The sequence below is a fragment of the Planifilum fimeticola genome, from assembly GCF_003001905.1.
GTDB classification, from domain to species: domain Bacteria; phylum Bacillota; class Bacilli; order Thermoactinomycetales; family DSM-44946; genus Planifilum; species Planifilum fimeticola.
The window spans coordinates 23,142-43,179 of sequence record NZ_PVNE01000024.1; the positions used below are offsets into that span (position 1 = coordinate 23,142).

At 50.7% G+C, this 20,038-nt stretch carries 32 protein-coding genes and 1 pseudogene; 30 read left to right on the forward strand and 3 right to left on the reverse strand.

Translation table 11 applies throughout. The features are described 5' to 3' along the window. Window positions 1-4: 4 nt before the first annotated feature. Window positions 5-646, reverse strand: coding sequence for an ImmA/IrrE family metallo-endopeptidase (locus CLV97_RS13415; RefSeq protein ID WP_170070531.1), 642 nt, complete (start codon window positions 644-646; stop codon window positions 5-7). Between the two features lie 29 nt (window positions 647-675). Further along, window positions 676-1,014, reverse strand: a complete 339-nt coding sequence (locus CLV97_RS13420; RefSeq protein ID WP_170070532.1) for a helix-turn-helix transcriptional regulator — start codon at window positions 1,012-1,014, stop codon at window positions 676-678. A 277-nt stretch (window positions 1,015-1,291) separates the two neighbouring features. Here CLV97_RS13420 and CLV97_RS13425 point away from each other — a divergent pair, with 277 nt between their 5' ends. The 23 genes and pseudogenes from CLV97_RS13425 to CLV97_RS13520 all read left to right on the forward strand — a co-directional run bounded on the left by CLV97_RS13425 (window position 1,292) and on the right by CLV97_RS13520 (window position 13,632). Next, entirely contained in the window at window positions 1,292-1,531 is a 240-nt protein-coding gene (locus CLV97_RS13425) for a helix-turn-helix domain-containing protein (RefSeq protein ID WP_106346040.1), read from the forward strand. Between the two features lie 222 nt (window positions 1,532-1,753). Continuing rightward, complete coding sequence (locus tag CLV97_RS13430) at window positions 1,754-2,368, forward strand: BRO-N domain-containing protein (RefSeq protein WP_106346088.1); 615 nt, start codon at window positions 1,754-1,756, stop codon at window positions 2,366-2,368. Between the two features lie 19 nt (window positions 2,369-2,387). Continuing rightward, complete coding sequence (locus tag CLV97_RS13435) at window positions 2,388-2,693, forward strand: helix-turn-helix domain-containing protein (RefSeq protein ID WP_170070533.1); 306 nt, start codon at window positions 2,388-2,390, stop codon at window positions 2,691-2,693. 5 nt (window positions 2,694-2,698) lie between these two features. Beyond that, on the forward strand, window positions 2,699-2,932 hold the full coding sequence (locus tag CLV97_RS13440; protein WP_146130494.1) for a hypothetical protein: 234 nt from the start codon (window positions 2,699-2,701) through the stop codon (window positions 2,930-2,932). Window positions 2,933-3,019: 87 nt separating this feature from the next. Further along, window positions 3,020-3,289 carry a DUF7667 family protein gene (locus CLV97_RS13445; RefSeq protein ID WP_106346043.1) on the forward strand — a complete coding sequence of 90 codons (270 nt, stop codon included), beginning with the start codon at window positions 3,020-3,022 and terminating at the stop codon, window positions 3,287-3,289. A 13-nt stretch (window positions 3,290-3,302) separates the two neighbouring features. After that, window positions 3,303-3,833 (forward strand): host-nuclease inhibitor Gam family protein, encoded by a 531-nt coding sequence (locus CLV97_RS13450; RefSeq protein ID WP_170070534.1) that lies wholly within the window; start codon window positions 3,303-3,305, stop codon window positions 3,831-3,833. Between the two features lie 54 nt (window positions 3,834-3,887). Next, on the forward strand, window positions 3,888-4,235 hold the full coding sequence (locus CLV97_RS13455; protein WP_106346045.1) for a hypothetical protein: 348 nt from the start codon (window positions 3,888-3,890) through the stop codon (window positions 4,233-4,235). A 51-nt stretch (window positions 4,236-4,286) separates the two neighbouring features. After that, on the forward strand, window positions 4,287-4,541 hold the full coding sequence (locus tag CLV97_RS13460; RefSeq protein ID WP_106346046.1) for a hypothetical protein: 255 nt from the start codon (window positions 4,287-4,289) through the stop codon (window positions 4,539-4,541). After that, on the forward strand, window positions 4,534-4,743 hold the full coding sequence (locus CLV97_RS13465) for a hypothetical protein (protein WP_106346047.1): 210 nt from the start codon (window positions 4,534-4,536) through the stop codon (window positions 4,741-4,743). Before CLV97_RS13460 ends, CLV97_RS13465 begins: the two co-directional genes overlap by 8 nt. Window positions 4,744-4,803: 60 nt before the next feature. Next, a complete protein-coding gene (locus CLV97_RS13470; protein WP_106346048.1) occupies window positions 4,804-5,523 on the forward strand; it encodes an ATP-binding protein in 720 nt (239 codons plus the stop codon). 5 nt (window positions 5,524-5,528) lie between these two features. Continuing rightward, the gene (locus CLV97_RS13475; protein ID WP_146130495.1) at window positions 5,529-6,017 is read left to right on the forward strand and encodes a DUF669 domain-containing protein; all 489 of its coding nucleotides are present in this window, start codon (window positions 5,529-5,531) and stop codon (window positions 6,015-6,017) included. A 53-nt stretch (window positions 6,018-6,070) separates the two neighbouring features. After that, entirely contained in the window at window positions 6,071-7,687 is a 1,617-nt protein-coding gene (locus CLV97_RS13480; protein ID WP_106346050.1) for a DEAD/DEAH box helicase, read from the forward strand. 24 nt (window positions 7,688-7,711) lie between these two features. Continuing rightward, window positions 7,712-8,197, forward strand: a pseudogene (locus tag CLV97_RS18975) (bifunctional DNA primase/polymerase); the annotation flags it as partial. Window positions 8,198-8,257: 60 nt separating this feature from the next. Next, a complete protein-coding gene (locus tag CLV97_RS13485; RefSeq protein WP_245891581.1) occupies window positions 8,258-10,093 on the forward strand; it encodes a DUF3987 domain-containing protein in 1,836 nt (611 codons plus the stop codon). A gap of 295 nt (window positions 10,094-10,388) precedes the next feature. Then, window positions 10,389-10,562 carry a hypothetical protein gene (locus CLV97_RS18225; RefSeq protein ID WP_170070535.1) on the forward strand — a complete coding sequence of 58 codons (174 nt, stop codon included), beginning with the start codon at window positions 10,389-10,391 and terminating at the stop codon, window positions 10,560-10,562. Window position 10,563: 1 nt separating this feature from the next. Further along, complete coding sequence (locus CLV97_RS13490) at window positions 10,564-10,845, forward strand: hypothetical protein (RefSeq protein ID WP_106346052.1); 282 nt, start codon at window positions 10,564-10,566, stop codon at window positions 10,843-10,845. Further along, window positions 10,845-11,141, forward strand: coding sequence for a hypothetical protein (locus tag CLV97_RS13495; protein WP_106346053.1), 297 nt, complete (start codon window positions 10,845-10,847; stop codon window positions 11,139-11,141). The genes CLV97_RS13490 and CLV97_RS13495 overlap by 1 nt, the downstream gene beginning before the upstream one ends. A 5-nt stretch (window positions 11,142-11,146) precedes the next feature. After that, window positions 11,147-11,362 carry a hypothetical protein gene (locus CLV97_RS13500; RefSeq protein WP_106346054.1) on the forward strand — a complete coding sequence of 72 codons (216 nt, stop codon included), beginning with the start codon at window positions 11,147-11,149 and terminating at the stop codon, window positions 11,360-11,362. Window positions 11,363-11,398: 36 nt separating this feature from the next. After that, entirely contained in the window at window positions 11,399-11,767 is a 369-nt protein-coding gene (locus tag CLV97_RS13505; protein WP_211295758.1) for a Gp49 family protein, read from the forward strand. A gap of 22 nt (window positions 11,768-11,789) precedes the next feature. Continuing rightward, complete coding sequence (locus tag CLV97_RS13510; protein ID WP_106346055.1) at window positions 11,790-12,350, forward strand: sigma-70 family RNA polymerase sigma factor; 561 nt, start codon at window positions 11,790-11,792, stop codon at window positions 12,348-12,350. Between the two features lie 49 nt (window positions 12,351-12,399). Next, window positions 12,400-12,714 (forward strand): hypothetical protein, encoded by a 315-nt coding sequence (locus tag CLV97_RS13515; protein WP_106346056.1) that lies wholly within the window; start codon window positions 12,400-12,402, stop codon window positions 12,712-12,714. An 18-nt stretch (window positions 12,715-12,732) separates the two neighbouring features. Continuing rightward, complete coding sequence (locus CLV97_RS18230) at window positions 12,733-12,894, forward strand: hypothetical protein (RefSeq protein ID WP_170070536.1); 162 nt, start codon at window positions 12,733-12,735, stop codon at window positions 12,892-12,894. A 312-nt stretch (window positions 12,895-13,206) separates the two neighbouring features. Further along, window positions 13,207-13,632 carry an ArpU family phage packaging/lysis transcriptional regulator gene (locus CLV97_RS13520; protein ID WP_106346057.1) on the forward strand — a complete coding sequence of 142 codons (426 nt, stop codon included), beginning with the start codon at window positions 13,207-13,209 and terminating at the stop codon, window positions 13,630-13,632. Window positions 13,633-13,884: 252 nt separating this feature from the next. On the opposite strand, the gene CLV97_RS13525 is transcribed toward CLV97_RS13520, so the two are convergent. Continuing rightward, window positions 13,885-14,091, reverse strand: coding sequence for a hypothetical protein (locus CLV97_RS13525; protein WP_106346058.1), 207 nt, complete (start codon window positions 14,089-14,091; stop codon window positions 13,885-13,887). Window positions 14,092-14,180: 89 nt separating this feature from the next. Between CLV97_RS13525 and CLV97_RS13530 the strand changes: the two genes are divergently transcribed. The 7 genes from CLV97_RS13530 to CLV97_RS13560 all read left to right on the forward strand — a co-directional run bounded on the left by CLV97_RS13530 (window position 14,181) and on the right by CLV97_RS13560 (window position 20,029). Beyond that, window positions 14,181-14,366, forward strand: a complete 186-nt coding sequence (locus tag CLV97_RS13530) for a hypothetical protein (protein WP_146130496.1) — start codon at window positions 14,181-14,183, stop codon at window positions 14,364-14,366. 56 nt (window positions 14,367-14,422) lie between these two features. After that, a complete protein-coding gene (locus tag CLV97_RS13535; RefSeq protein WP_106346060.1) occupies window positions 14,423-14,737 on the forward strand; it encodes an HNH endonuclease in 315 nt (104 codons plus the stop codon). A 122-nt stretch (window positions 14,738-14,859) separates the two neighbouring features. Next, window positions 14,860-15,216 (forward strand): P27 family phage terminase small subunit, encoded by a 357-nt coding sequence (locus tag CLV97_RS13540; RefSeq protein ID WP_106346061.1) that lies wholly within the window; start codon window positions 14,860-14,862, stop codon window positions 15,214-15,216. Next, window positions 15,197-16,888 (forward strand): terminase large subunit, encoded by a 1,692-nt coding sequence (locus tag CLV97_RS13545; RefSeq protein ID WP_106346062.1) that lies wholly within the window; start codon window positions 15,197-15,199, stop codon window positions 16,886-16,888. Before CLV97_RS13540 ends, CLV97_RS13545 begins: the two co-directional genes overlap by 20 nt. 4 nt (window positions 16,889-16,892) lie before the next feature. Beyond that, window positions 16,893-18,137, forward strand: a complete 1,245-nt coding sequence (locus CLV97_RS13550) for a phage portal protein (RefSeq protein WP_245891583.1) — start codon at window positions 16,893-16,895, stop codon at window positions 18,135-18,137. Window positions 18,138-18,143: 6 nt separating this feature from the next. Beyond that, the gene (locus tag CLV97_RS13555; protein ID WP_106346063.1) at window positions 18,144-18,878 is read left to right on the forward strand and encodes a head maturation protease, ClpP-related; all 735 of its coding nucleotides are present in this window, start codon (window positions 18,144-18,146) and stop codon (window positions 18,876-18,878) included. Between the two features lie 2 nt (window positions 18,879-18,880). Beyond that, on the forward strand, window positions 18,881-20,029 hold the full coding sequence (locus tag CLV97_RS13560) for a phage major capsid protein (protein WP_106346064.1): 1,149 nt from the start codon (window positions 18,881-18,883) through the stop codon (window positions 20,027-20,029). Window positions 20,030-20,038 lie beyond the last annotated feature (9 nt).

Here is a 20,038-nt window from a genome sequence, read left to right on the forward strand (position 1 = left end):
CTTTCTATCCACTTTGCCAAGGATCAAGAATCTCCCTCATAAGATTTTCTTTCCTGAATCCAAGCGGTTGGAGATATTCGTCGAATTGAAGACGCATCCACCACCGTGCCCGCTTGAAAACCGGAAAATGGCTGCACTTCCTTATCTGTTCTTCTCTTTTGGCAGCTGCATCAAGGTTTATTTCACAGACTGAAGCAATCTCATGGGTCCTGGTGACTCCCATGATTTTCAAAAGAGCCATTGGGGCCAACAATTCCGCTGCGAAGTAATGCGCTTCAACCTCCAATTTTCCGTAGAGTTTTTCATCTTTGTGGATTTGACTGAAGTCATACTTCCCTATGTGGAGAACCATGTGACCAATCTCGTGTGCTATTGTCCACCGCTTTTGTTCTTCGTTCTTCGCATATTCATTGAAATATATTTTGTAGTCTCCGTCTTCATTGGGCATAATGAAGCCATACTTCAAGCTACTATCTGGGGATTCATTGTAGTAATAAGGGATCGGTCCCCAACCCCTGTTCCGAGCGATTTGAAAAGGGTCCACAGGTAAGCGTTTGATTTCTTCTTCCTTCAATAGTCGATGGGCTCTTTTTACGGCAGTCGCAAAATCAGGCACCAAAGACAAATAGGAAGATTCTCTTGCCATTACTCTCCACAACCCTCCCATCTCTTATGTTATTTTTTCTTCCTCAATTGAAGGAGGATCCGTTGCTCTTCTTTGGTCAATTTTTTCCCGTTGCGGAAAAGATAGGAAGCCGCCGCCAAAAATTGTTTTTCTTCTTCGGTCAATACCTCATTATCGGGTTGATCATCTTGGGTTGTTGACTTGTCAAGCCCTAAGATCTCGTCAGCGGAAACCCCAAAAATCTCTACCAATTTGCGAATCAATTCATCATTTAAACGGCGTTCTCCCCTTTCAAGATCGTAGAGATATTGAGTTGAGATCCCCAACATGTCGGCGAGTTTTGGCCCGCTGAGTCTCCTTTCGAGTCTTAATTCTTTGATTCGGTTCACGTTGTCCCCCCCTCCTTTCTTCTTTCCTCCAAAAAAGCTATCCGCTTGAAGCGTATCACGAAATAAAGCTATGTGCAACAAGCACATAGCTTTATTTTTGTTCAAAAATAAAGCTAATTGAAGCAAAAGCGAGATTGAGGACGGGAAACGAAGGATTTTGGTCGCTAAATAACGCATATAGCTTTAAATAGAGGTTGTGAATAAAGCAAATAGCGGATATCATTAAAGCCAAGAGTTGCATCAGTACAGCAAATCGCGGATGAGGGGGGAGGAAAAGATGAAGTTCCAATTCGGTCCTGTCGTCAAGGAACGGATGAAGCAAATGGGGATGAAACCAAGCCACCTGGCACGCGAAACCGGATACTGCAGCCAATATATCCGCGATCTACTAGCCGGGAGGCGCCGATGGAACGAAACGGCAATCAATAAAACCTGTGAAGCACTCGGGATTGATGTGGAGTTCAAAGTAACTCTTGGCTCTGAAAACACCAGGACCGAATCCGATATACCCGATTAAAGCTGAAAACGCGAACCTGTTGTTGTGTTACCCCTGGGCGCGTGAGCGCCGGTCGGCTGGGGACGCGGCGGTAAAGCGTAATGGCGGCTTCCCGTCATCCGGCTGGCTTCGCACGAACTTTGACAATTAGATAACGCGGAACCCTCAATCCGGATGAGAAGGGTGTCCGGAATGTGGACACCCCTGGCGGAAAACAGATTCCTGCGAGAGGAGAGGCAACAAATGAACGTCAAGACCGAAAAGTGGAACGGCCACGAGATCCGGTTTGTTTGGCATGACGGCGAGTGGTGGGCGGTTGCGAAGGATGTGGCGAAGGCGTTGGGGTATAACCACGTACCCCACATGGTTCGAATGTTAAAGGACTACCAAAAGAATACAGTCCGCTTAACGGACAGTAATCGTCGCGGAAACCCAAACGTTACGATCATCTCCGAAACCGGGATCTACAAAGTCATCATGCGTTCTGATCGCCCTGAAGCCGAAGAGTTCGAAATCTGGGTCTACAAAATCATCAAAGAACTCCGCCAGCAAACCGGCCTGGAAGGCTTTCAGGTGTTCCGGATGCTGGACAAGGAACACCAAAAGGAAATGATGGCCCAGGTGGCCAGGATGAAGTCCGTAGATCGAGTGGACTACATCAAGGCCAACACCATCGCGAACAAGGTCGTGTCCACGAAGTTCGGTTTCCCGAAGATGATCAAAAAAGGTGAAATGACACCGGAGATGCTGAGAGATCGACAAGCCATCTTGGAAGATACCGTCAACCTCATGTGGATGCGGAATGAATATGGGCTGGATTTTTCCGTATCCGACGCAGTCAAGAGGAAATGGAACTGATCAGAGGAGAGTGGTCCTGATGTCCGCTATCACACCATTGCCCAATCAACATGAAGACCCGCAATCGGATGCTGTTCTCCAACTTCTCAAGGCGGTTGCCGATCTAAACGAGAAGGTGATCCGACTGGCACAAGGGATCGATGGAAACCCACAGCCTTTGACCTACAGTGTGGGCCAGGCTGCGAAGGTCCTGGGGGTATCGAGATCCAAGATGTACGATCTCCTTCACCGCCCCGATTTTCCGGTGATTACTATCGATCACCGGAAGTTGATCCCACGCCGACAACTGGAGCGCTGGCTGGATCAGCAATGTGAAAGGAAGTGATTCCTTTGTCGATGACGGATGTCCTGGAAAGGATCGGTTGGAACGTTTACCGTCCTCCGATCCCCGAAGTGGAGTTGGTAACCGGCTTTGTGGAAGACGGCCCGATGGTCCGGGTGGTCTTAAAAAGCGGTGCGACAATCATCGGTCCGATGTTGCCCACTCTGGCAGCGCTATACCGGATTGGCTATCACGACCCGATCAAACAAAAAAGGCCGCACCTCAGATTGGTGGGCCACTGAAAAAAAAGGATTCGTTGCTCCAAGTATACCACAACAACCTCTGGTCCGAGTGGGGAGAAACCGAAACACCAGAGGGAGGCGATCGGGGTGAAGCTGCACCCCTTTCAGACTCGACTGGCAGAAATCTGGCGCAAGTTCGGCAAGGAAGGCGGCAAGGGATTGGAACTGAATGTTCACCTGATGGGGCCGGGAGACTGGCGGAATCTCTGTGAATGCCTGAAAGCCAACGCCAAACTTGCCGATAAAATCGCTTGGTTGGAAATGCAGGCTGATGCGGCAGAATTGCTGGGCGATAAGGAAAAGTCGCTGGAATACCGAGCCATGAGGGCCTATCAGATTCTCAATTTAAAACACTGAGGAGGAATGAATGATGGCCATCCGACTGGAAGACTTCCTGTTCCCCGATCCAAAAGACTCGGAAGATGAACAGTTTAAGATCGACAGCCCGGAGAAAGCCGACTGGGCGCTTCGGAAATACGCCCAAGCCAAGCGGATTGTCGATGAATACACCCGCCAGCGAGACGACATGATCGTCCGGGCCAATGAATGGCTGGCAGAAGTCAGTAAGCCTTATTTGGACACGATGAACCGGATGGAGGCCCTTCTGCAGGAGTATCACCGCGAACAACTCCGGCAAAACCCCAAAGCCAAGACGATCAAACGACCGGTCGGAACCCTGAAATCCGTGACGCGGAACAAATGGCATTATCGGGAGGACGATCTCCTCCGGTGGCTCAAGCAACACCGACCGGATCTGGTCCGGATTAAGGAAGAGCCGAACAAGCAGCAGCTGAAAAAAGTAGCCAAGATCCAAGGGGATCGGGTTTACACCGAAGACGGCGAACGAGTAGAAGGCGTGATGGTAATGCCGGAAACCGAGTTCAAAATCGAGGTGGAGTAAACGATGAAACCCGGGCCGCTCCGGTGGCCCGGCCACAACAAAGAGGGGAGCGAAATGAAAGCCATCGTGCTGAAAGAAACCAAGGTTAACAAACGCGGCAAAAACAATCGTGGCCAGTGGCGGCTCACAATTTATGTGAATCGCGACGATGAGCTAAAAGCAGAGGCCCTGGATACTTATGAGATGGTCTGTAGTTGTGGGACGTGGAACCCCGAGAAACAGGACTTTGATTGGCCGGGAGATCCCCGATACTATGGGCCACCAAAGTATATCAGAAAAGAATTGAGGCGGTTGGCAGAAGAATACGCAAGTGAACCGAAACCGGGCCACTCCGGTGGCCCGGCCCAACAAAGAAGCGATCAGAATGAGCGGTGTTATCAATTGCGAGGGAATGACCCGTGAAGAGTTTATCCGCTTTGTGCGCTCGCAGCCAACCCAAAGGGGGACTGAAGCATGGAAACAACGGAAAAATGGATCGTCTGCTATGAGCAGTACGATGACGACCTTGAAAAGTGGTTCAAGAGAATGGTTGTGTTCGACGCATCGGAAAGCGTGCTGAATTTCGTCTCCTCGTTCCGCTGGGGAGAAAAAGTCCTTTGCCGGATCATGCTGATCGGCTTCGATGGATTCACCCGATATTTCAAAGTCGAGTGGGATGGATCTCTTGTCCTGAATGTCCTGAATGAGGAGGTCGAGGTCGATGATTAAAGCCCGCTACGATTTCAACGGTTACGTCCGCCGTCCGCTGACCAATCTGAAGCGTGGCGATGTGGTCCATCTTCCAGGGCAAAAGCCGGAAAAATTCACGGTGACTTGGGTCCACCCGGGCGAGGATCCCGCTGAAACCAAGTACGGAACCGATTGTCTGGGGGTTGTTTACGCCCGGGAGCTGGAGCGGATCGAAATCTGAACCAACAAAAAGCCGGGGGAAGTGAATCCCCCGGCCACCCAATCTCAGGAGGTGGTTACATTGGCGCTCCTTCCTACTGAAAAGCGGAAGCCCAAACAGCGTTTGGAAGACTACTCAATCCTATTATATGGCACTTGGAAGATCGGGAAAAGCACCTTTTGTTCCCAAATGGACAATCCGCTTTTCCTGGCTACGGAACCGGGGCTGGAAGCCCTGGAGGTCTACGAGGTGAAAATACCGGATTGGAAAACTTTCTTGAACGTTTGCGCGGAGATACAACAAGGAGGCCATCCTTTCAAAACCATCGTCATCGACACGGTGGACAACCTGTGGAAAGCCTGTTCGGAATACGTAAGGAACAAACTCGGGATTATGCACGAATCCGATCTTGTATATGGAAAAGGCTGGGCGATGGTCAGAGACGAGTTTTTCAGGGTTCTTCGGAAATTGGCGCTACTCCCTTACGGATTGGTTATGACGAGTCATGTGGACCTGATCGAAGTCAAAACCCGGACATCGACGATCACCAAAGCAGTGCCGACCATTCCTAAAACCGGCAGAGAGATCATTCTCGGATGGGTAGATATGATCCTCTATGCCGAAACCATCGTCACCGATGATGGAGAAGTGCGGATCATTCGGACGAAACCTAGTGAGAACTGGGAGGCAGGCGATAGAACCAAACGGCTGCCTCCGGTTGTTCCTCTCGATTTTGAAGCCTTCAAAAATGCGTTCTACGGCAAACATCAAACCGAAACCATCAATCCCAATAAGGAGTGATTCTGATGGACTGGAAAAACTATCTCAAGCAATTTCAAGAAGCCTACAAAGAAGCGGACACGGAGGATACCTTCGATGAACTTCCGGACGGCGATTATATCGTCCGGGTGGAACGGGTGGAACTGAAAGAAAGCAAATCCGGCCGTCCGATGTTGGAATGGGAATTTGTCGTCGAAGAAGGCAATTTTGCCGGACGCCACGAGTGGAAGTACAACATGCTGGACCATGTGGACAACATCCAGTGGCTGAAAAAAGATCTGTTCCGGGCTGGTCTGGACCTGGAGGATATCACTCAACTGGAGGAACACCTCCCGCTCCTTCTCGATCGGCGACTCAAGATCAACATCAAAACCAAAAGAGTAAACAACGGGAACCAATACCGGAACGTGTACATCAACAAACAGATTGAAAAGACAGGTTCCGAGAAAGGTTCTTTCACAGGATACAGTGACACCCAACCTTTGAACATTACGGATGACGACCTTCCATTCTAAAATCTCCGGGGGGTCTGACGGCCCCCCTCCCCAAACATCAGGAGGTGGTTACATTGACCCTCACAGAGACAAAGAAAACCCTCCAAATGCGCCCTTATCAATTGGAAGCCCACAAAGCCTTGGATGATTTCTACGCCGACGGCGGACGCCGCGGTGTTGTAAACCTCCCGACCGGATGCGGTAAGACAATCACCGGTCTGGACTATGGCCGGAAGCGGAACGGCCGGATGTTATGGATCGCCCACCGAGACGAATTGATCACCCAGCCGATAAAAACTATGCAAGCTGTTTGGCCGGAGGCCAGCACAGGAATTGTCAAGGCCAAATACAACGAGATGGACGCCCAATGTGTTTTCGCCAGCATCCAAACCTTGCACCGCCGGTTGGATCAGCTGCCGACCTTCGGACCGGAGGATTTGGTGGTGGTGGATGAATGTCACCACGCCGCCGCCCACACCTACAAAAAGACGCTGGAGGCCGTAGGCGCTTTCCGGCCGGACGGCCCGCCGGTGGTCGGACTGACGGCAACAGTAGAACGAGCAGACCGTGTAGGATTGGACAGCGTATTCCAAGAGATCGTCTACCAGTATCAGCTGCTCCAGGCGATCCGGGACGGCTATCTGGTGGACCTGAAAGTAGAGCGGGTTCCCCTGAATATCGACCTCGACCAGATCCACACAGTGGCGGGAGACTTCAACCAGACCGAACTCGACGAAGCCCTTCTCCGGGCCAACGTGGCCCAAGCCGTGGCGGAAGCCTACGTCGAGCACGCCGCAGGCAAAAAGGCAATCGTCTTCACTGTCAGCGTCGATCAGGCAAAGCGGACGGCTGCCGCCCTGCAGGTGGAAGGCGTGGCCGCGGAGTGGATTTCCGGTGATCTCCCGACAGACGAACGGCGGGCGATCCTGAAGCGACTCAAGACCGGCGAGACTCAGGTGGTCGTCAACTGCATGGTTCTGACGGAAGGCTTTGACGAACCAACCGTGGAGTGCGTGGTGGTGGCCCGGCCGACCAAATCTCGGTCACTGTACATTCAGATGATTGGCCGCGGGACCCGGAAGGCCCCCGGGAAAGACCACTGTCTGATTCTCGACGTGACCGGCATTTCCAAACGGCACAAGCTGGTTACGGCCCCGACCTTATTCGGGCTGCAGGATGTACCATCCGGCAAGACGATCACGGAGGCGCTGGCCGAAGAAGAAGAAAAACGCAACACGGAAGTGGACCGCCTCCGGTCTCTTTTGGACGTAGAGAAAAACGAGCTGCAAGAGTTCAAGGAAATGATCAAATGGCTGAAAGTAGCCCCAGATGTTTATGCCCTTTCCGCCGGAAGCGCGGGGACGGTTGTGATTTTCCCCGTAGAAGGCGGATATCATGCGAAAGTATCCAAGCGGGACGAGCCAGATGAATACCTGACGCAAGCTCCGGTCTGGCTGGAGTTGGCTCAGGGGGTTGCTGAGGATTATCTGCGCCGGAGCGCAGAAATCGGCCTGGTAAAACATGATGCCTTTTGGAGAAGGCATCCCGCTACACCCAATCAAGAGCGCGTTTTGCGGTGGCTGAAACCGTGGCTCGGTGAAATCCCCTACCCTCTAAGTCGTGGAAAAGCGTCGGACCTGATTACCATCGGGTTTGTGAGAAAGGATCTGAATATCCGGCAGTGGAGTTGAGGCCCCACGGGGAGGTGAAAATAGATGGCCGTAAACATATCCGAGACAACACCACTGGCAGAAGCATTGCGGCTGGCTTCCCACGGAATCAAAGTTATTCATTTACACTGGCCGACCGATCAGGGTTGCTCGTGCGGCAGACCCGAGTGTCAAAAAAGCATAGGAAAACACCCTATAGCCAGTGATTGGGTGAAGAAAAGCACGGACAATCCGAAAATCATTCGGCAACTGTGGGCGAAGAACCCACATGCCAATGTCGGCGTTCCGATGGGGAAAGTAAACGGGATGTTCGCCTTGGACATAGATGGCCAGGAAGGGATGCAAACACTTCAGGAATGGATTGCCGAACATGGCATCCTCCCCGCCACGTGGCAGGTGCAGACCGGGGGAGGCGGGATGCAACTTTGGTACAAAATTCCCGAAGGGATGAGCATCCCGAACAGCGTCAAAAAAATTGGGATGAACATCGATATCCGGGGTGACGGCGGCCAATCCGTCGCCCCCGGGAGTCTCCACAAGAGTGGGCGGCGTTACCGCTGGGCACCAGGCCGATCCCCTGAAGATATTCCTTTGGCCGATCCCCCGGGATGGCTGATTGAAAAAATCCGGGAAGTAATCCGCACCCGGGAAAAGGCGGATTTGGACGGAATCAAATTGGATGGAATCAATATCGAACTGAAACCAGGGAAGCCGCTTGATCTCAAAAAACTGGAGCAGCTGATTCATTCCTCCCCGAAATTTAAAGACATCATCGAAGAAAATCGGGCCTTTCCCAGTCCGTCGGAAAGGGATCTGGCGATGGCCAATATTTGTGCCATCAACGGGTGGACGGATCAAGAAATCGCCGATTTCCTTCTGGAGCATCGGATGGCCTCCGGAGACGATTTAAAACATCCGCTGTACTATCAGTTGACCATTGGCAAGGCCCGGAAGTGGGCAGAGGAACAAAAAACCAAACAAGAGCCAAAGGGGCAGGAACAACCGACCGAAATTGAGGTGGAACCCATTCCCTTGCCTGAAAAGCCCAAAGTGGAACCCTTCCCGGTAGATCTATTTCCGGATCCAGTCCGGCAGTTCCTGACGGAAGTCTCCCAATCCATGGGACTCCCGCCGGATTATCCTGGGATCCATGCTCTAACTCTCTTGGGCGGAGCGATTGGCAATACCCGTGTGATCGAACTGAAACCAGGGTACAGGCAACAGCCCAACTTGTATACTGCCCTGGTGGCGGACACCGGAACGGGGAAAAGCCCCGCATTGGAAGCCGCATTTGAACCGATCTTACAAATTCAAAAAGAACATGCCCGGACCTATGCCAATCTGATGGAAGAGTACGAAATGGCCATGCGTCGATATCATGCAGAGATGGCGGAATGGAAGAAGCAGAAGAAAAAGGACGAGAAACCGCCGGAAGAACCGGAGCAACCGCAGATGGAGGAAGTGTACGTCACCCAGGCGACACTGGAGGCGCTTCTCCGGGCGCTCAAAAACAACAATCGCGGCCTTATTCTCAAAGTGGATGAACTATCCGGCTGGATCCGGTCCATGAACCAATATAAGGGCGGAAAAGGAGACGACCGGGAGCATTATCTTTCCTTGTGGTCCGGCTCTGACATCAAAGTGAACCGGGTACGGGACGGCGGGGAACCGCTGTTCATCCCGAAACCATTTGTCGCGGTGACGGGAAATATCCCGCCGGATATTCTCCCGGAGTTGGAAGACGAAAACGGAAACGAGGATGGATTCATCCATCGGGTTTTGCTGGGTTACCCGGATGCTCAGGACCCGGCAGAGTGGACCTGGACGGGAATCTCGCCCAAGGCCAAGGAGGACTATGCCCAGGTATTCGACCGGTTATACAACTTGAAACCGGAAATGGTCAACGGTGAGTTAAAACCGAAGATTCTGCAGCTGACGAACGCAGCAAAACAGTGGTGGGCGGAATGGTATTCGATCCATATCCGGGAGATGAAAGACCCGGATTTTTCCCGCCGGCTTCGCGGGCCGTGGGCCAAGATGCCGAACCAGCTGGCCCGGATTGCCTTGATCCTCCACATGGTCCGGGTAGTGTGCGGTGAAGCAGAGGACGGCGAAGTGGACGAAATTAGCCTGAACCGTGCGGTTCAGTTCATTAAATACTTCAAGTCGCACATCCGAAAAGCCTATCAGCAACTGGGCAAGTCACACGTTGACAAACGAATTGAAGAGGTTGTCGAGTGGATCCGCCGGCATGGTGGACAAGTAACAAAACGAGACGCCCAGCGGAAGCGGGTTGGAGGATGTAAGAAAGCATCTGAGGTTGAGGCGCTGTTTGAAGAGTTGAAAGACCACGGTTATGGGCGAATCGAGTATACGACTCCGCCAAACGGTGGACGGAGAACAGCTGTGTTCAAACTCTTCATCTAGCGATTGTCACCGGTTGTCAACGAATGTCACGCGATTGTCACACCCCAAAAAATCACTGAAACCCGCGTCATTACTGGGATTCAGAGCGATTGTCACGTATGTCACACCTATATAGATAAATATGCGTTCCAACTTATTTTCTCTATCTATCTATTTTCTCATTCCTGTGTTTATAGGCTGTGACAACGTGACAATCGGCCAAAAACCGCATAACGACGCGGAAAAACGATGTCACACCCCCTGTGACAACCGGTGACAATCGGTGACAAACGATTCGATAAAGGAGTGACGACCTGTGGAAATCCGCAATGACAAAGAATACGAAGAAATCCTGGCCCGTATCCGGAAGGGGGCCGAATACATTGAAAGTCCGGAGTTCCAGCAGAAACCGGACGACTACAAACAGAAAGCTTTGGAACGCTACGCTCAACTGACCAAGGCAATTCTCAAATACAGGGGGATGATTTGAAATGGAATGGGATGAGATCCGAACAGCAACCCGGGTGCGGTGTGTTGAGGGTTTATCTATTCCATCTTATGAGGACGAGGAAAAAGAAGTTGTGGCCTTCATCAAAGGAAAGGAATATCCCACGCGGATCGGTTCATTCTGTCCCTTCCCCAACCAAACCCCTAGACGGGCGTTGTACGTGCCGAAAAACGAAGCAGGATACAGACATTTTATTGCAGTCGAAGGAGACAACAACGAATATTTCAGCCGACATTTTGAGATTGTGCGGAGGGGGCGGAAATAATGGGCCGGAGCCAAAAGGCAAAAGGATCGCGACGTGAGAGAGAGTTCGCCCGTCTTATCAACGGAACGAGAATCCCGCTATCCGGAGCAGCCAAACACGCTGGCCAGGAACACACCGGCGATGTGGCCGGACTTGGGCTGAAATTCGAGGTCAAGGCCAGGAAAAACGGGTTCAAAACCCTGTATCAGTGGCTGGATCAGGAAGGCATTGATGCTTTGGCCATAAAAGCCGACCGGCGGGAATGGTTGGTGGTCTTGCCAATCGGAAAGTTGATGGAGCTGATCGGGGAGGAATGAGGCCGATGTGGTTCCGGGTCCACTACTTGACTTATGCCGGCCAAGAACGCTGGGCCACTTTCTCCGCCCGGGATCCAAAAATGGTGGCCGATCGGTTCCGGGAACTCCGGATCGATCCGCTAACAGTCAAACGGTTGTGGATCGATACCGGTGAGGGTTGGGAGCCCTGGCACCCGGATCTGTTGATGGAGATCTTACGGGATGCCCGGAAGGGGGCATGAAAGCCATGGACGTGTGGACTTGGAGTGCGATGGGAATTGGAGCCGTTGTTATCTTTGTTTTTGGCTCCGGTGGACTTGCGGTCCTGGTGGTTACATTGGGCGACAAACTGTTTGAATGGATTGAAGATCGAATTTACCAGAGAAGAAAGGATGAGGAATATGGACTGGAAAACGATTCTGGAAGAAAATCCGGAGTTCGCTGAGCATTTCGATAAGGTCGAATTTCGGAAAATGGGAGAGCGAACGACGGTTTGTTTGGTAACGTTGAAAAACGGTTTCGAGATTATTGGTTTTTCTGCCGTTTGGGATCTATCGCTTTATGACAAGGAAAAGGGACGGTATTGGGCCTTCAAGCGGGCGGCAGAAAAACTTCCGCTTTTGAAGGAAAAGGGATACGTCGATTGATGAAACGGAAGGAGAGGAAACCATGAATCGTCACTATGTGGAACAGTTGATCTCCCAAAACATACGCTTGGTATATTACGTAGTATTCAAATACTACGCTGATCTTATAAAACTGGTAGGCAAGGACGATGTTGTTTCTGTAGGGAAGATCGGTTTGGTGATAGCTGCTCAACGATACGATCCAACGAGAGGAACCAAATTCTCTACTTATGCTATTACCGTTATCAGCCAACAAATCTATAAGGAAATTATCCAAAAAGAGAAACGACGGAAGAAAAAAGGGGATTACAAACTGGTATATATGGACGGAGATTCGGAAGATATGGAGGACAAGGGTTTCTATGAAATGATTGGTCAAGATGACGCGGATTTGAGAGCTACGGAAGCCCGCATATTCATTGAAACAATACTTCCAAAGTTACCGGAAAAACAACGGAAGGCCATTGAACTCTACTTCGGTTTGAAAGGACACCAGGAACACACGCAACGTGAAATTGCACCGATTATCGGGGTGACACAAGCCCAGGTGAACCGTCTGATCAAAAAGGGACTCAAAAAATTGAGGGATGAAGTGATGGCATGATGATTGAGAAGAGAAGGACAACGGAAATAGGTGAGGAGGCGGCAGAGGGATGCACCGTATCAGACAGGCAATGGAACCAGGAATGTTTGCCGTGTTGGTTTCTGACAAAAAACACGGACCCTTTCGACTGCTGGGGTTCTATGAACAATCAGAAGTCGAAAAAGCATTGTCCACCTACGAGGAAAACGGTCACATCGTTTTCATGGACCCGGCAAAGATCGGTTATTTAGTCCTTTCTCCGGAGGATATCATCGTGGCGGAAGTGCGGGAGCGACTAATGCACGCTGAAGAGGCAGACAAAGTGGAGAAGCCAAAAAAACCGCTTGGTATACGATACCCTGATAAGCCACCCGTGCGAGGGTGAAGGAGGATGAATGGATGGATGACTGACCTTCTCTGGTTCATGGCGGAATTATTCGTCCGGTTGATTCTGGTTTTCGTCGGGGCCGCCGCTGGCCTGGTGGCCCTGGCGATCACGGCGATTGTCGCCTTGGTCCTGTTGGCCTGGCGGGGAAGGAGGAGACGACATAAAGACGATGGCTGATCTGTTCTGGCTGGAGATCGCGACCGTGGCCGGCATCTGTTGGATGCTGGTGGCATGGTTTAACTGGAGGATAAAAAGAGAGGAATGAGGGATCAATCAAAAACACAACTGCCCTGACCAAATTGGTCAAGGCGGTTGTGTGTCAGCTGCACGGATGGGGAGGTGGAAAGTTGATTTCCACAGATAAATAAATATGCGCAGTACTATTTGATGGTGCATAAAAAGGGCGAATTACAGATAAAAACCCCGCCCCCGTGGGGACGAGGTTTAGCGAGGGAATCTATACACATTATACCACGGGGGTGGGGACGGGTGGCCATCGATCCAACGCTGAAAGCAGGTATCGAGTCTGATCTTAGAAAGTATAAGCGATGGAAAGCCCGAATCAAGGAGATCGACGACCTCTTGGCCGATGTATCCATTGGATCGGGTACATCGGATCAGCCAGTAGGCCACTCCGGGAAGATCAATGACCCGACGTTCGAAATGACGATAAACCGTTCCCGATTAGCGCAAGAGCGGGCCTACTTGCTTCGGCGGGTTTCCCGGGTAGAGAATGCCTTGTCTGCGATGAACGATGAGCAAAGGCAATTGGTCCGCCTGTGGTACTTTGAGGAGAAAGATCGGAAATACATCGAGGCGGAAATGGGGATTGTAAAAAACACCTTCTACCGGATTAAGGAAAGCGCTTTGGAGATATATGCGGAAGTGGCCGGGTTGATATCGTTGGTTAGGTGAGTCAAAAGAGGGACAAAAAAGGGACAAAAAAGGGACATTTTCGGGAACATATGCCCGCTTTTCTGTAGTAGAATGGTAGTGAGCGAGGAGCGTGATCGGTCTGTGATTTCATCAAAAAACCCGTCAATATGTAGGTGCCCCGATTGCTCCTCACAAATCTGGGGATTGCCCGCAAACCCCCTAGTCTTCGATGTCCGATGCCAAATCTGGATGGGCCGAAGGATCGGAGGTAGTCCGATCGCCGGGGGTGAGTCAATGATCGGCGGGGCGGTCTATTATTTGGCAAGAAACCGAAGAAGAAATTTGCAATGAACGAGTAAGCATCTGATCTAATTTATCCTCAAAAGATATCATGCGGCTCTCCAGACAATCCATTTTTTCTACTAAGTGATTCATCCGAGTATTTAAATGCTGTTGATTAGTCAAGAGAATCTGAAGCATGTTTTTTATTTCGTCCATGTTCACTCCTCCTTTCAGTTCTCTTTTCAATATTATCGCATGAAGGAAAATACCATCTACTGCCGAATATGTAGGTAGGAGGGATGAACTTGAAGATGGTATTTAAGTTTAAGGATGGTACCGCAATCGTACAAGAAGCACCGAAAACATTTGAGGAGATTTCTTTATTCTTTTCTGAACTTGATTCCAAGAATACCGAAGATGGAAGGATTTATGCAGGAGATATCGAGAAGAAATTCAAGGATCTATTTTCAATAGAAGTAATAATGGATTGAATACATAAAAGTGCCCGTTTGGGCGCTTTTCTTTTTAAATCAAGGCGGGATCTGAGATGAAAAAAACCAATCCATTTTATAAGACCACGGCATGGAAAAAATGTCGTGAGGCAGTGTTGGCTCGCGACAATTACTTATGTCAGCGGTGTCTTCGAAATGGGAAGCTGACGCCTGCGTTTGTGGTACACCACATTGACCCTCTAAAAGACAACCCAGATAAAGCATTTGATGAAAGCAACCTGGAAAGCGTCTGTGCTTCATGCCATAACCGCCTACATCCGGAGAAGGGGAGGGGTGGGGGAGGAGTGGAGAAGAGGCGCAAGGCAAGAATCATTCGGGCCGCTCCAAACGATGAAGCTGTGGCCTTTTGAGGATCCCCCCCTCCCTCGAAGTCTGGAAGGCCGATCACCCGGGACCGGCGGCGGCCCTTCGTTTCGACCGCGCCGGGCATTCTCACGCGAGGGGGGTGATTTTGCGGGAGGGAGGTGGTGAAATGAATTACAAGCCGAAGAAGATCATCAAGCATAGAGAGGCTAAAAAGCTGTTCCAGATCCTCATTCAGGAATTAGAAAAAGAGAACAACCTGAATGACCGGACTCTCATGATAGTAGATAACATAGTCCTCTTGGAACAGCTTAAACAGGAGCACATGGATGACATTAAGGATCGCGGTGTGGTCGAACTTTTCAAAAATGGAACTCAGGAGATGTTCCGTGAAAACAAATCGGTGGACAAAATTCTGAAGATCGTCGAGCAGCAGCGGAAGCTTCAAGCCGAGCTCAAGTTGACGCCTGCCTCCGAGAAGAAGGTCACGGAGGCGGTGACGGTGGATGAGTTCGAAGCATTCTAATCTGCTCACCACCCAATACGCCCGGGATGCTGTTGCTGGTCGTATTGTCGTCTCAAAGAAGGTGCGGCAGGCGTGCGAGCGTCATCTCCGGGATCTGGAACATCAAGGGACGGAGGATTTCCCCTGGGTGTTCAACGAAGAAAAAGGGTTTCGCCCGATCTATTTCATCCAGCGGTTCTGCAAACCATCCAAGGGGAATTTCAAGCGGTTGGAGTTACAGCCGTGGCAACACTTCATCATCGGTTCACTCTACGGATGGGTCCATAAAGACACCGAGCTCCGACGGTTTAAGGAGGGGCTTATTTTTGTTGCCCGAAAGAACGGGAAATCGACGATGGTATCCGGTTTGGCCAATTATGGCTGCTCCAAGGACGGAGAAAAAGGCGCGGATGTCTATCTCCTGGCCAACAGCATGAAACAGGCTAGGGTGGTTTTCGATGAGTGTCAGAAGATGGTCAAAGCATCGCCGCTTCTGTCAAAGCACTTCCGGGTGCTCAGAGATGCCATCCACTTCGACAAAACATTTTCCAAAATTGAGCCGCAAGCATCCGACAGCGAGAAACTAGATGGTCTTAACTGTCATCTCGGGATTTTCGATGAGATCCACGAGTACAAGGATTACAAGTTGATCAACGTCATCAAAAACAGTACCGGGGCTCGCTCTCAGCCGCTCATTCTCTACATCACGACGGCGGGATACCAACTGGACGGTCCGCTCATGGACTACTACGAGAAGGCAGCTGACGTGCTGGAAGGTGTGATCCAGGATGAGCGCTCCTTCTACTTCATGGCCGAGCTTGATGAGGAAGACGATATTGAGGACCCGGCCAACTGGGTGAAAGCCAACCCAAATCTGGGTGTTACCATCGATCTGGAGACGATGATTGAGGAGTGGAACACCCGGAAGCTCATTCCACCAGAACGAAACGACTTCATCACCAAACGGCTGAATCTGTTTGTCCAGTCGGATGAACAATCCTTCGTCGATTTCGAGGTGATCAAACGGAATGATGGTGTGATGGATCTGGTAAAGCTGGCTGGCAGAAACTGTGTCGGGGGATTCGACCTCTCCGAAACGGAGGACTTTACATCTGTCTGCTTGGAGTTCCCGCTTGATGATGGGCGGATTTTTGTATTACCCCACTCCTTCGTCCCGCAGCGGAAGGTTAATTTGGATAATGAAAAGCTCCCTTACCGGGAATGGCAGGAGGAGGGATGGCTGACCATCTGCCCCGGGGACTATGTGGACTATAAACTGGTATTCGACTGGTTTGTGGAGCAAGCGGAACACTACACCATTGATCTGATCACTTACGATCCGGCTAATGCTTACCGCCTCGTGGCGGATTTGCAGACATACGGTTTTCAGACGCAGGTGGTACGGCAGGGAGCGCTGACACTCAGTCCGGCTCTTAAGGACATCAAGGAGCTTTTGCTGGATGGAAAGGTGATTTACAACCGGAACAAGCTCTTTCGGTGGCACTTGAACAACGTGAAGCTAGTCAAAGACCGGAATGAAAACTGGTTGCCGACCAAACAGAACCGATACCGAAAAATTGACGGATTCGCCGCCTGGCTTAATGCTCACACCGAAGTGATGAAGCGGATGGTGGAGCCGCAGTCAGCGGGAGAGGTGGAATTTGTGTCGATCCAAGACTTGTTAAGGGGGTGATAAGTTGCGTTTCATTCAGCGGATGAAAATGGCGTGGAACGTTTTAACGGGAAGATACAGCGGGCTGGGGTACGACTTTACCAAATGGTTTTCTCCGAGCAATATCTTTGCCGGCAAAACAAGCAACACGCTGGCGACGGTGGAAACTATTTTTGCGGCGGTTTCTCGGCTGTCGAACGCGATGGCCAGCCTGCCGCTCAAGCTATATCAGGATTATACCCCTGTCAATAACCCGATAGCGGATTTACTGGCGAACTCGCCCAATCCGAACATGACCAGCTTTGATTTTATCCGGACGATGGAAGTCTGCCGGAACACCCATGGAAATGCATACGCGTTGAAAATATATGATGATCTCTATCAAGTAGCGGCCCTCTTACCTCTGGATCCGTCACGGGTGGAACCCGTTATCGAGGAGAAAACTCGCGAATTATGGTATGAAATTGAAGGGGACGAAGGCCGGTATTTTGTCCACAACATGGACATGATCCACGTCAAACACATTCCGACGGTTGGGCAGAGTCTTGCCTATCATTCTGTCGGGTACAAGGGGATCAGTCCGATTGATGTGCTCAAAAACACGGTGGATTACGACGGGAAAGTCCGGACATTTAGCCTGGAACAGATGAACAGCGCTATTCTGGCGTCGTTCATCCTAAAGTTGGGTGCTAATGTGTCGAAAGAAAAAAAGGCTGAGATCCTCAACAACTTCAAGGAGTTCTACCAAGCCAATGGCGGTGTGATCATCCAAGAATCCGGGATGGAGATCACCCCGATTGAGCGGAACATCATCGACACGAAGGTATTCGAAGTTGAAAAGATCACCCGGGGGCGGGTGGCTACTGTCTTCAACATGCCGGTTCATATGCTGGGCGAAACGGAAGGGCATAGCTACTCCAGTATGGAACAGCTTTCGCTGGAGTTTGTGCAGGGAACGCTCATTCCAATTGTCCGGCAATATGAGCAAGAATTAAACCGAAAACTGTTGACCAAGCGGCAGCGTTCACGAGGGTTAGGATTTAAATTCAACGTGAACGCTCTTTTGCGTGGAGACATCAAAACCCGAGGAGATTTCTACTTTAAAGGCATTCGTTCCGGATGGTTCACACCAAACGAGGTCCGCGCCTATGAAGAACTACCACCGATGAAAGGCGGTGACAAACTATATATGAGTCGAGATCTAACACCGATTGATCAACGAGAAGGGCAACCGGAACAGGAACGAGAGGAGGTGATAATAAGGAGGTGAACAACGATGAAAAAATTTTGGGAAGTCCAAAACGTGGCGGATAACACTGGGGAACTCTACATTTACGGCGAGATCACACCGCACAAGTGGGATGATACTGACACAACAGCACAGAGCTTCAAAGAAGATTTGGAAGCCCTGGGGGACATCAAAATGCTTAACGTATATATCAACTCCCCGGGCGGGAGCGTCTTCCAAGGGCAGGCGATCTACTCTATTTTGAAGCGGCAAAAAGCCCAGGTGAACATCCATATTGACGGTTTGGCTGCAAGTATTGCGAGTGTCGTGGCCATGGCTGGCGACACTATTTTTATGCCTAAAAATGCGATGATGATGGTCCATAATCCTTGGATGTTGGCCATTGGGAATGCCCAAGATCTTAGAAAAATGGCCGATGATCTGGATAAAATCAGGGAATCCATCATCGAAGCCTATCTGAGCAAAGCCGGAAGCCGGTTGAGTTTGGAGAAGATTTCCGAACTCATGGACAATGAAACCTGGCTGACCGCTCAAGAGTGTGCTGATTATGGGCTCTGTGACGAAGTGGTGGAGGCGAAGGGAATCGCAGCGTCCATCGCGGATACAGAGTTGTTCCACAGGTATAAGAACACGCCGAAAGAGCTGTTAGAAGCCTTGCAAAGTGCCAAAAAAAGCGGCTTGAGTCAGGAAGAAAGACAAAAGTTAATTGTGGAATCCAAGAAAAACATTGAGCAAATTGACAAATTGATAGGAGGTTTGTAAACATGCCTACCCTGTATGATCTAAAAGAAAAGCTCGCTACTGTTGGTAATCAATTGAAAAACGTCGAGGAGCAGCTGGTGGACAAGGCGGCCAATCCCGCTGTCACAAAGGAAGAAATCGAAGAATTGAAGAACAAAAAAGCTGACTTGCAGCAGCGGTTTGAACTGCTGAAAGAGCAGCATGACAAGGTGGAAAAGGAACAACAGGCCAAAATCAAGCAAGAGAACCCCATCAGTGTAGTGGAAAACGAGGAAGGAAAACTGATTGCCGCCAAGGCGGAACTGATTCGCGCTGCTATCCAGAATCGACCGATGTCCGAAGAAGCGATGAATGTCCTGCGGGCGCTCCCTGCACCGCAGCCCTCCGGCGGGGAGAAGCTCTTGCCGACCACCATGACCGATGCGTTGGTCTATGAGCCGTTTGCGCGGAACCCTCTCCGTGATGTTATTCGCATGTCCAACATTCGGGGATTGGAAGTGCCGAAAATCGCCTATACGTTGGACGATGATGCCTTTATCGGAGACGATGAAACCGCTAAGGAACTGGCGCTCACAGGGGACAAGGTTTCCTTTGGTCGGCACAAGTTCAAGGTAAAAGCAACCATTTCGGATACGGTTCTCCACGGTTCCGATCTCAACTTGGTCAATTACGTGGAGAATGCGCTCCGTTCCGGTTTGGCCGCTAAAGAGAAAAAGGTGTCCTTTGCGACGACTCCAGCTACTGGCGAGGAGCATATGTCTTTCTACTCCACCCAGAACAACATCAAGGAAGTTTCCGGTGCGGATCTGTATGAAGCCATTACTCAAGCCATCGCCGATCTGCACGAGGATTTCCGTGAAAATGCTCGGGTGTGCATGACCTACGCGGATTATGTCCGGATCCTCCAAACGCTGTCCAACGGGTCCGCTGTGCTCTTCAATGCTCCGCCGGAGAGCATCATCGGTAAACCGGTTGTCTTCAGCGACTCCGCGACTACTCCGATTGTGGGTGACTTCAACTACGTACACCTGAATTACGACGGCCCGCTGGTTTACGATACCGACAAAGATGTCAACACGGGTGACTATCTCTTTGTCATCACCGCGTGGATCGATCAACACATCCTGCTCAAATCCGCGTTCCGTCGCGCCAAGGTTGTGCCTGTAGGATAATGGGGGCAT

Excerpts from the sequence above, each read along its gene's own strand:
- CLV97_RS18230 (WP_170070536.1), top strand. The coding sequence starts at position 12,733 with ATGACTGACCTTCTCTGGTTCATGGCGGAATTATTCGTCCGGTTGATT.
- CLV97_RS13460 (WP_106346046.1), top strand. The coding sequence starts at position 4,287 with ATGGAAACAACGGAAAAATGGATCGTCTGCTATGAGCAGTACGATGAC.
- CLV97_RS13500 (WP_106346054.1), top strand. The coding sequence starts at position 11,147 with ATGTGGTTCCGGGTCCACTACTTGACTTATGCCGGCCAAGAACGCTGG.
- CLV97_RS13465 (WP_106346047.1), top strand. The coding sequence starts at position 4,534 with ATGATTAAAGCCCGCTACGATTTCAACGGTTACGTCCGCCGTCCGCTG.
- CLV97_RS13545 (WP_106346062.1), top strand. The coding sequence starts at position 15,197 with ATGAGTTCGAAGCATTCTAATCTGCTCACCACCCAATACGCCCGGGAT.
- CLV97_RS13560 (WP_106346064.1), top strand. The coding sequence starts at position 18,881 with ATGCCTACCCTGTATGATCTAAAAGAAAAGCTCGCTACTGTTGGTAAT.
- CLV97_RS13490 (WP_106346052.1), top strand. The coding sequence starts at position 10,564 with ATGGAATGGGATGAGATCCGAACAGCAACCCGGGTGCGGTGTGTTGAG.
- CLV97_RS13525 (WP_106346058.1), bottom strand. The coding sequence starts at position 14,091 with ATGGACGAAATAAAAAACATGCTTCAGATTCTCTTGACTAATCAACAG.
- CLV97_RS13495 (WP_106346053.1), top strand. The coding sequence starts at position 10,845 with ATGGGCCGGAGCCAAAAGGCAAAAGGATCGCGACGTGAGAGAGAGTTC.
- CLV97_RS13455 (WP_106346045.1), top strand. The coding sequence starts at position 3,888 with ATGAAAGCCATCGTGCTGAAAGAAACCAAGGTTAACAAACGCGGCAAA.
- CLV97_RS13435 (WP_170070533.1), top strand. The coding sequence starts at position 2,388 with ATGTCCGCTATCACACCATTGCCCAATCAACATGAAGACCCGCAATCG.
- CLV97_RS13475 (WP_146130495.1), top strand. The coding sequence starts at position 5,529 with ATGGACTGGAAAAACTATCTCAAGCAATTTCAAGAAGCCTACAAAGAA.
- CLV97_RS13415 (WP_170070531.1), bottom strand. The coding sequence starts at position 646 with ATGGCAAGAGAATCTTCCTATTTGTCTTTGGTGCCTGATTTTGCGACT.
- CLV97_RS13535 (WP_106346060.1), top strand. The coding sequence starts at position 14,423 with ATGAAAAAAACCAATCCATTTTATAAGACCACGGCATGGAAAAAATGT.
- CLV97_RS13450 (WP_170070534.1), top strand. The coding sequence starts at position 3,303 with ATGGCCATCCGACTGGAAGACTTCCTGTTCCCCGATCCAAAAGACTCG.
- CLV97_RS13425 (WP_106346040.1), top strand. The coding sequence starts at position 1,292 with ATGAAGTTCCAATTCGGTCCTGTCGTCAAGGAACGGATGAAGCAAATG.
- CLV97_RS13555 (WP_106346063.1), top strand. The coding sequence starts at position 18,144 with ATGAAAAAATTTTGGGAAGTCCAAAACGTGGCGGATAACACTGGGGAA.
- CLV97_RS13540 (WP_106346061.1), top strand. The coding sequence starts at position 14,860 with ATGAATTACAAGCCGAAGAAGATCATCAAGCATAGAGAGGCTAAAAAG.
- CLV97_RS13430 (WP_106346088.1), top strand. The coding sequence starts at position 1,754 with ATGAACGTCAAGACCGAAAAGTGGAACGGCCACGAGATCCGGTTTGTT.
- CLV97_RS13515 (WP_106346056.1), top strand. The coding sequence starts at position 12,400 with ATGCACCGTATCAGACAGGCAATGGAACCAGGAATGTTTGCCGTGTTG.
- CLV97_RS13510 (WP_106346055.1), top strand. The coding sequence starts at position 11,790 with ATGAATCGTCACTATGTGGAACAGTTGATCTCCCAAAACATACGCTTG.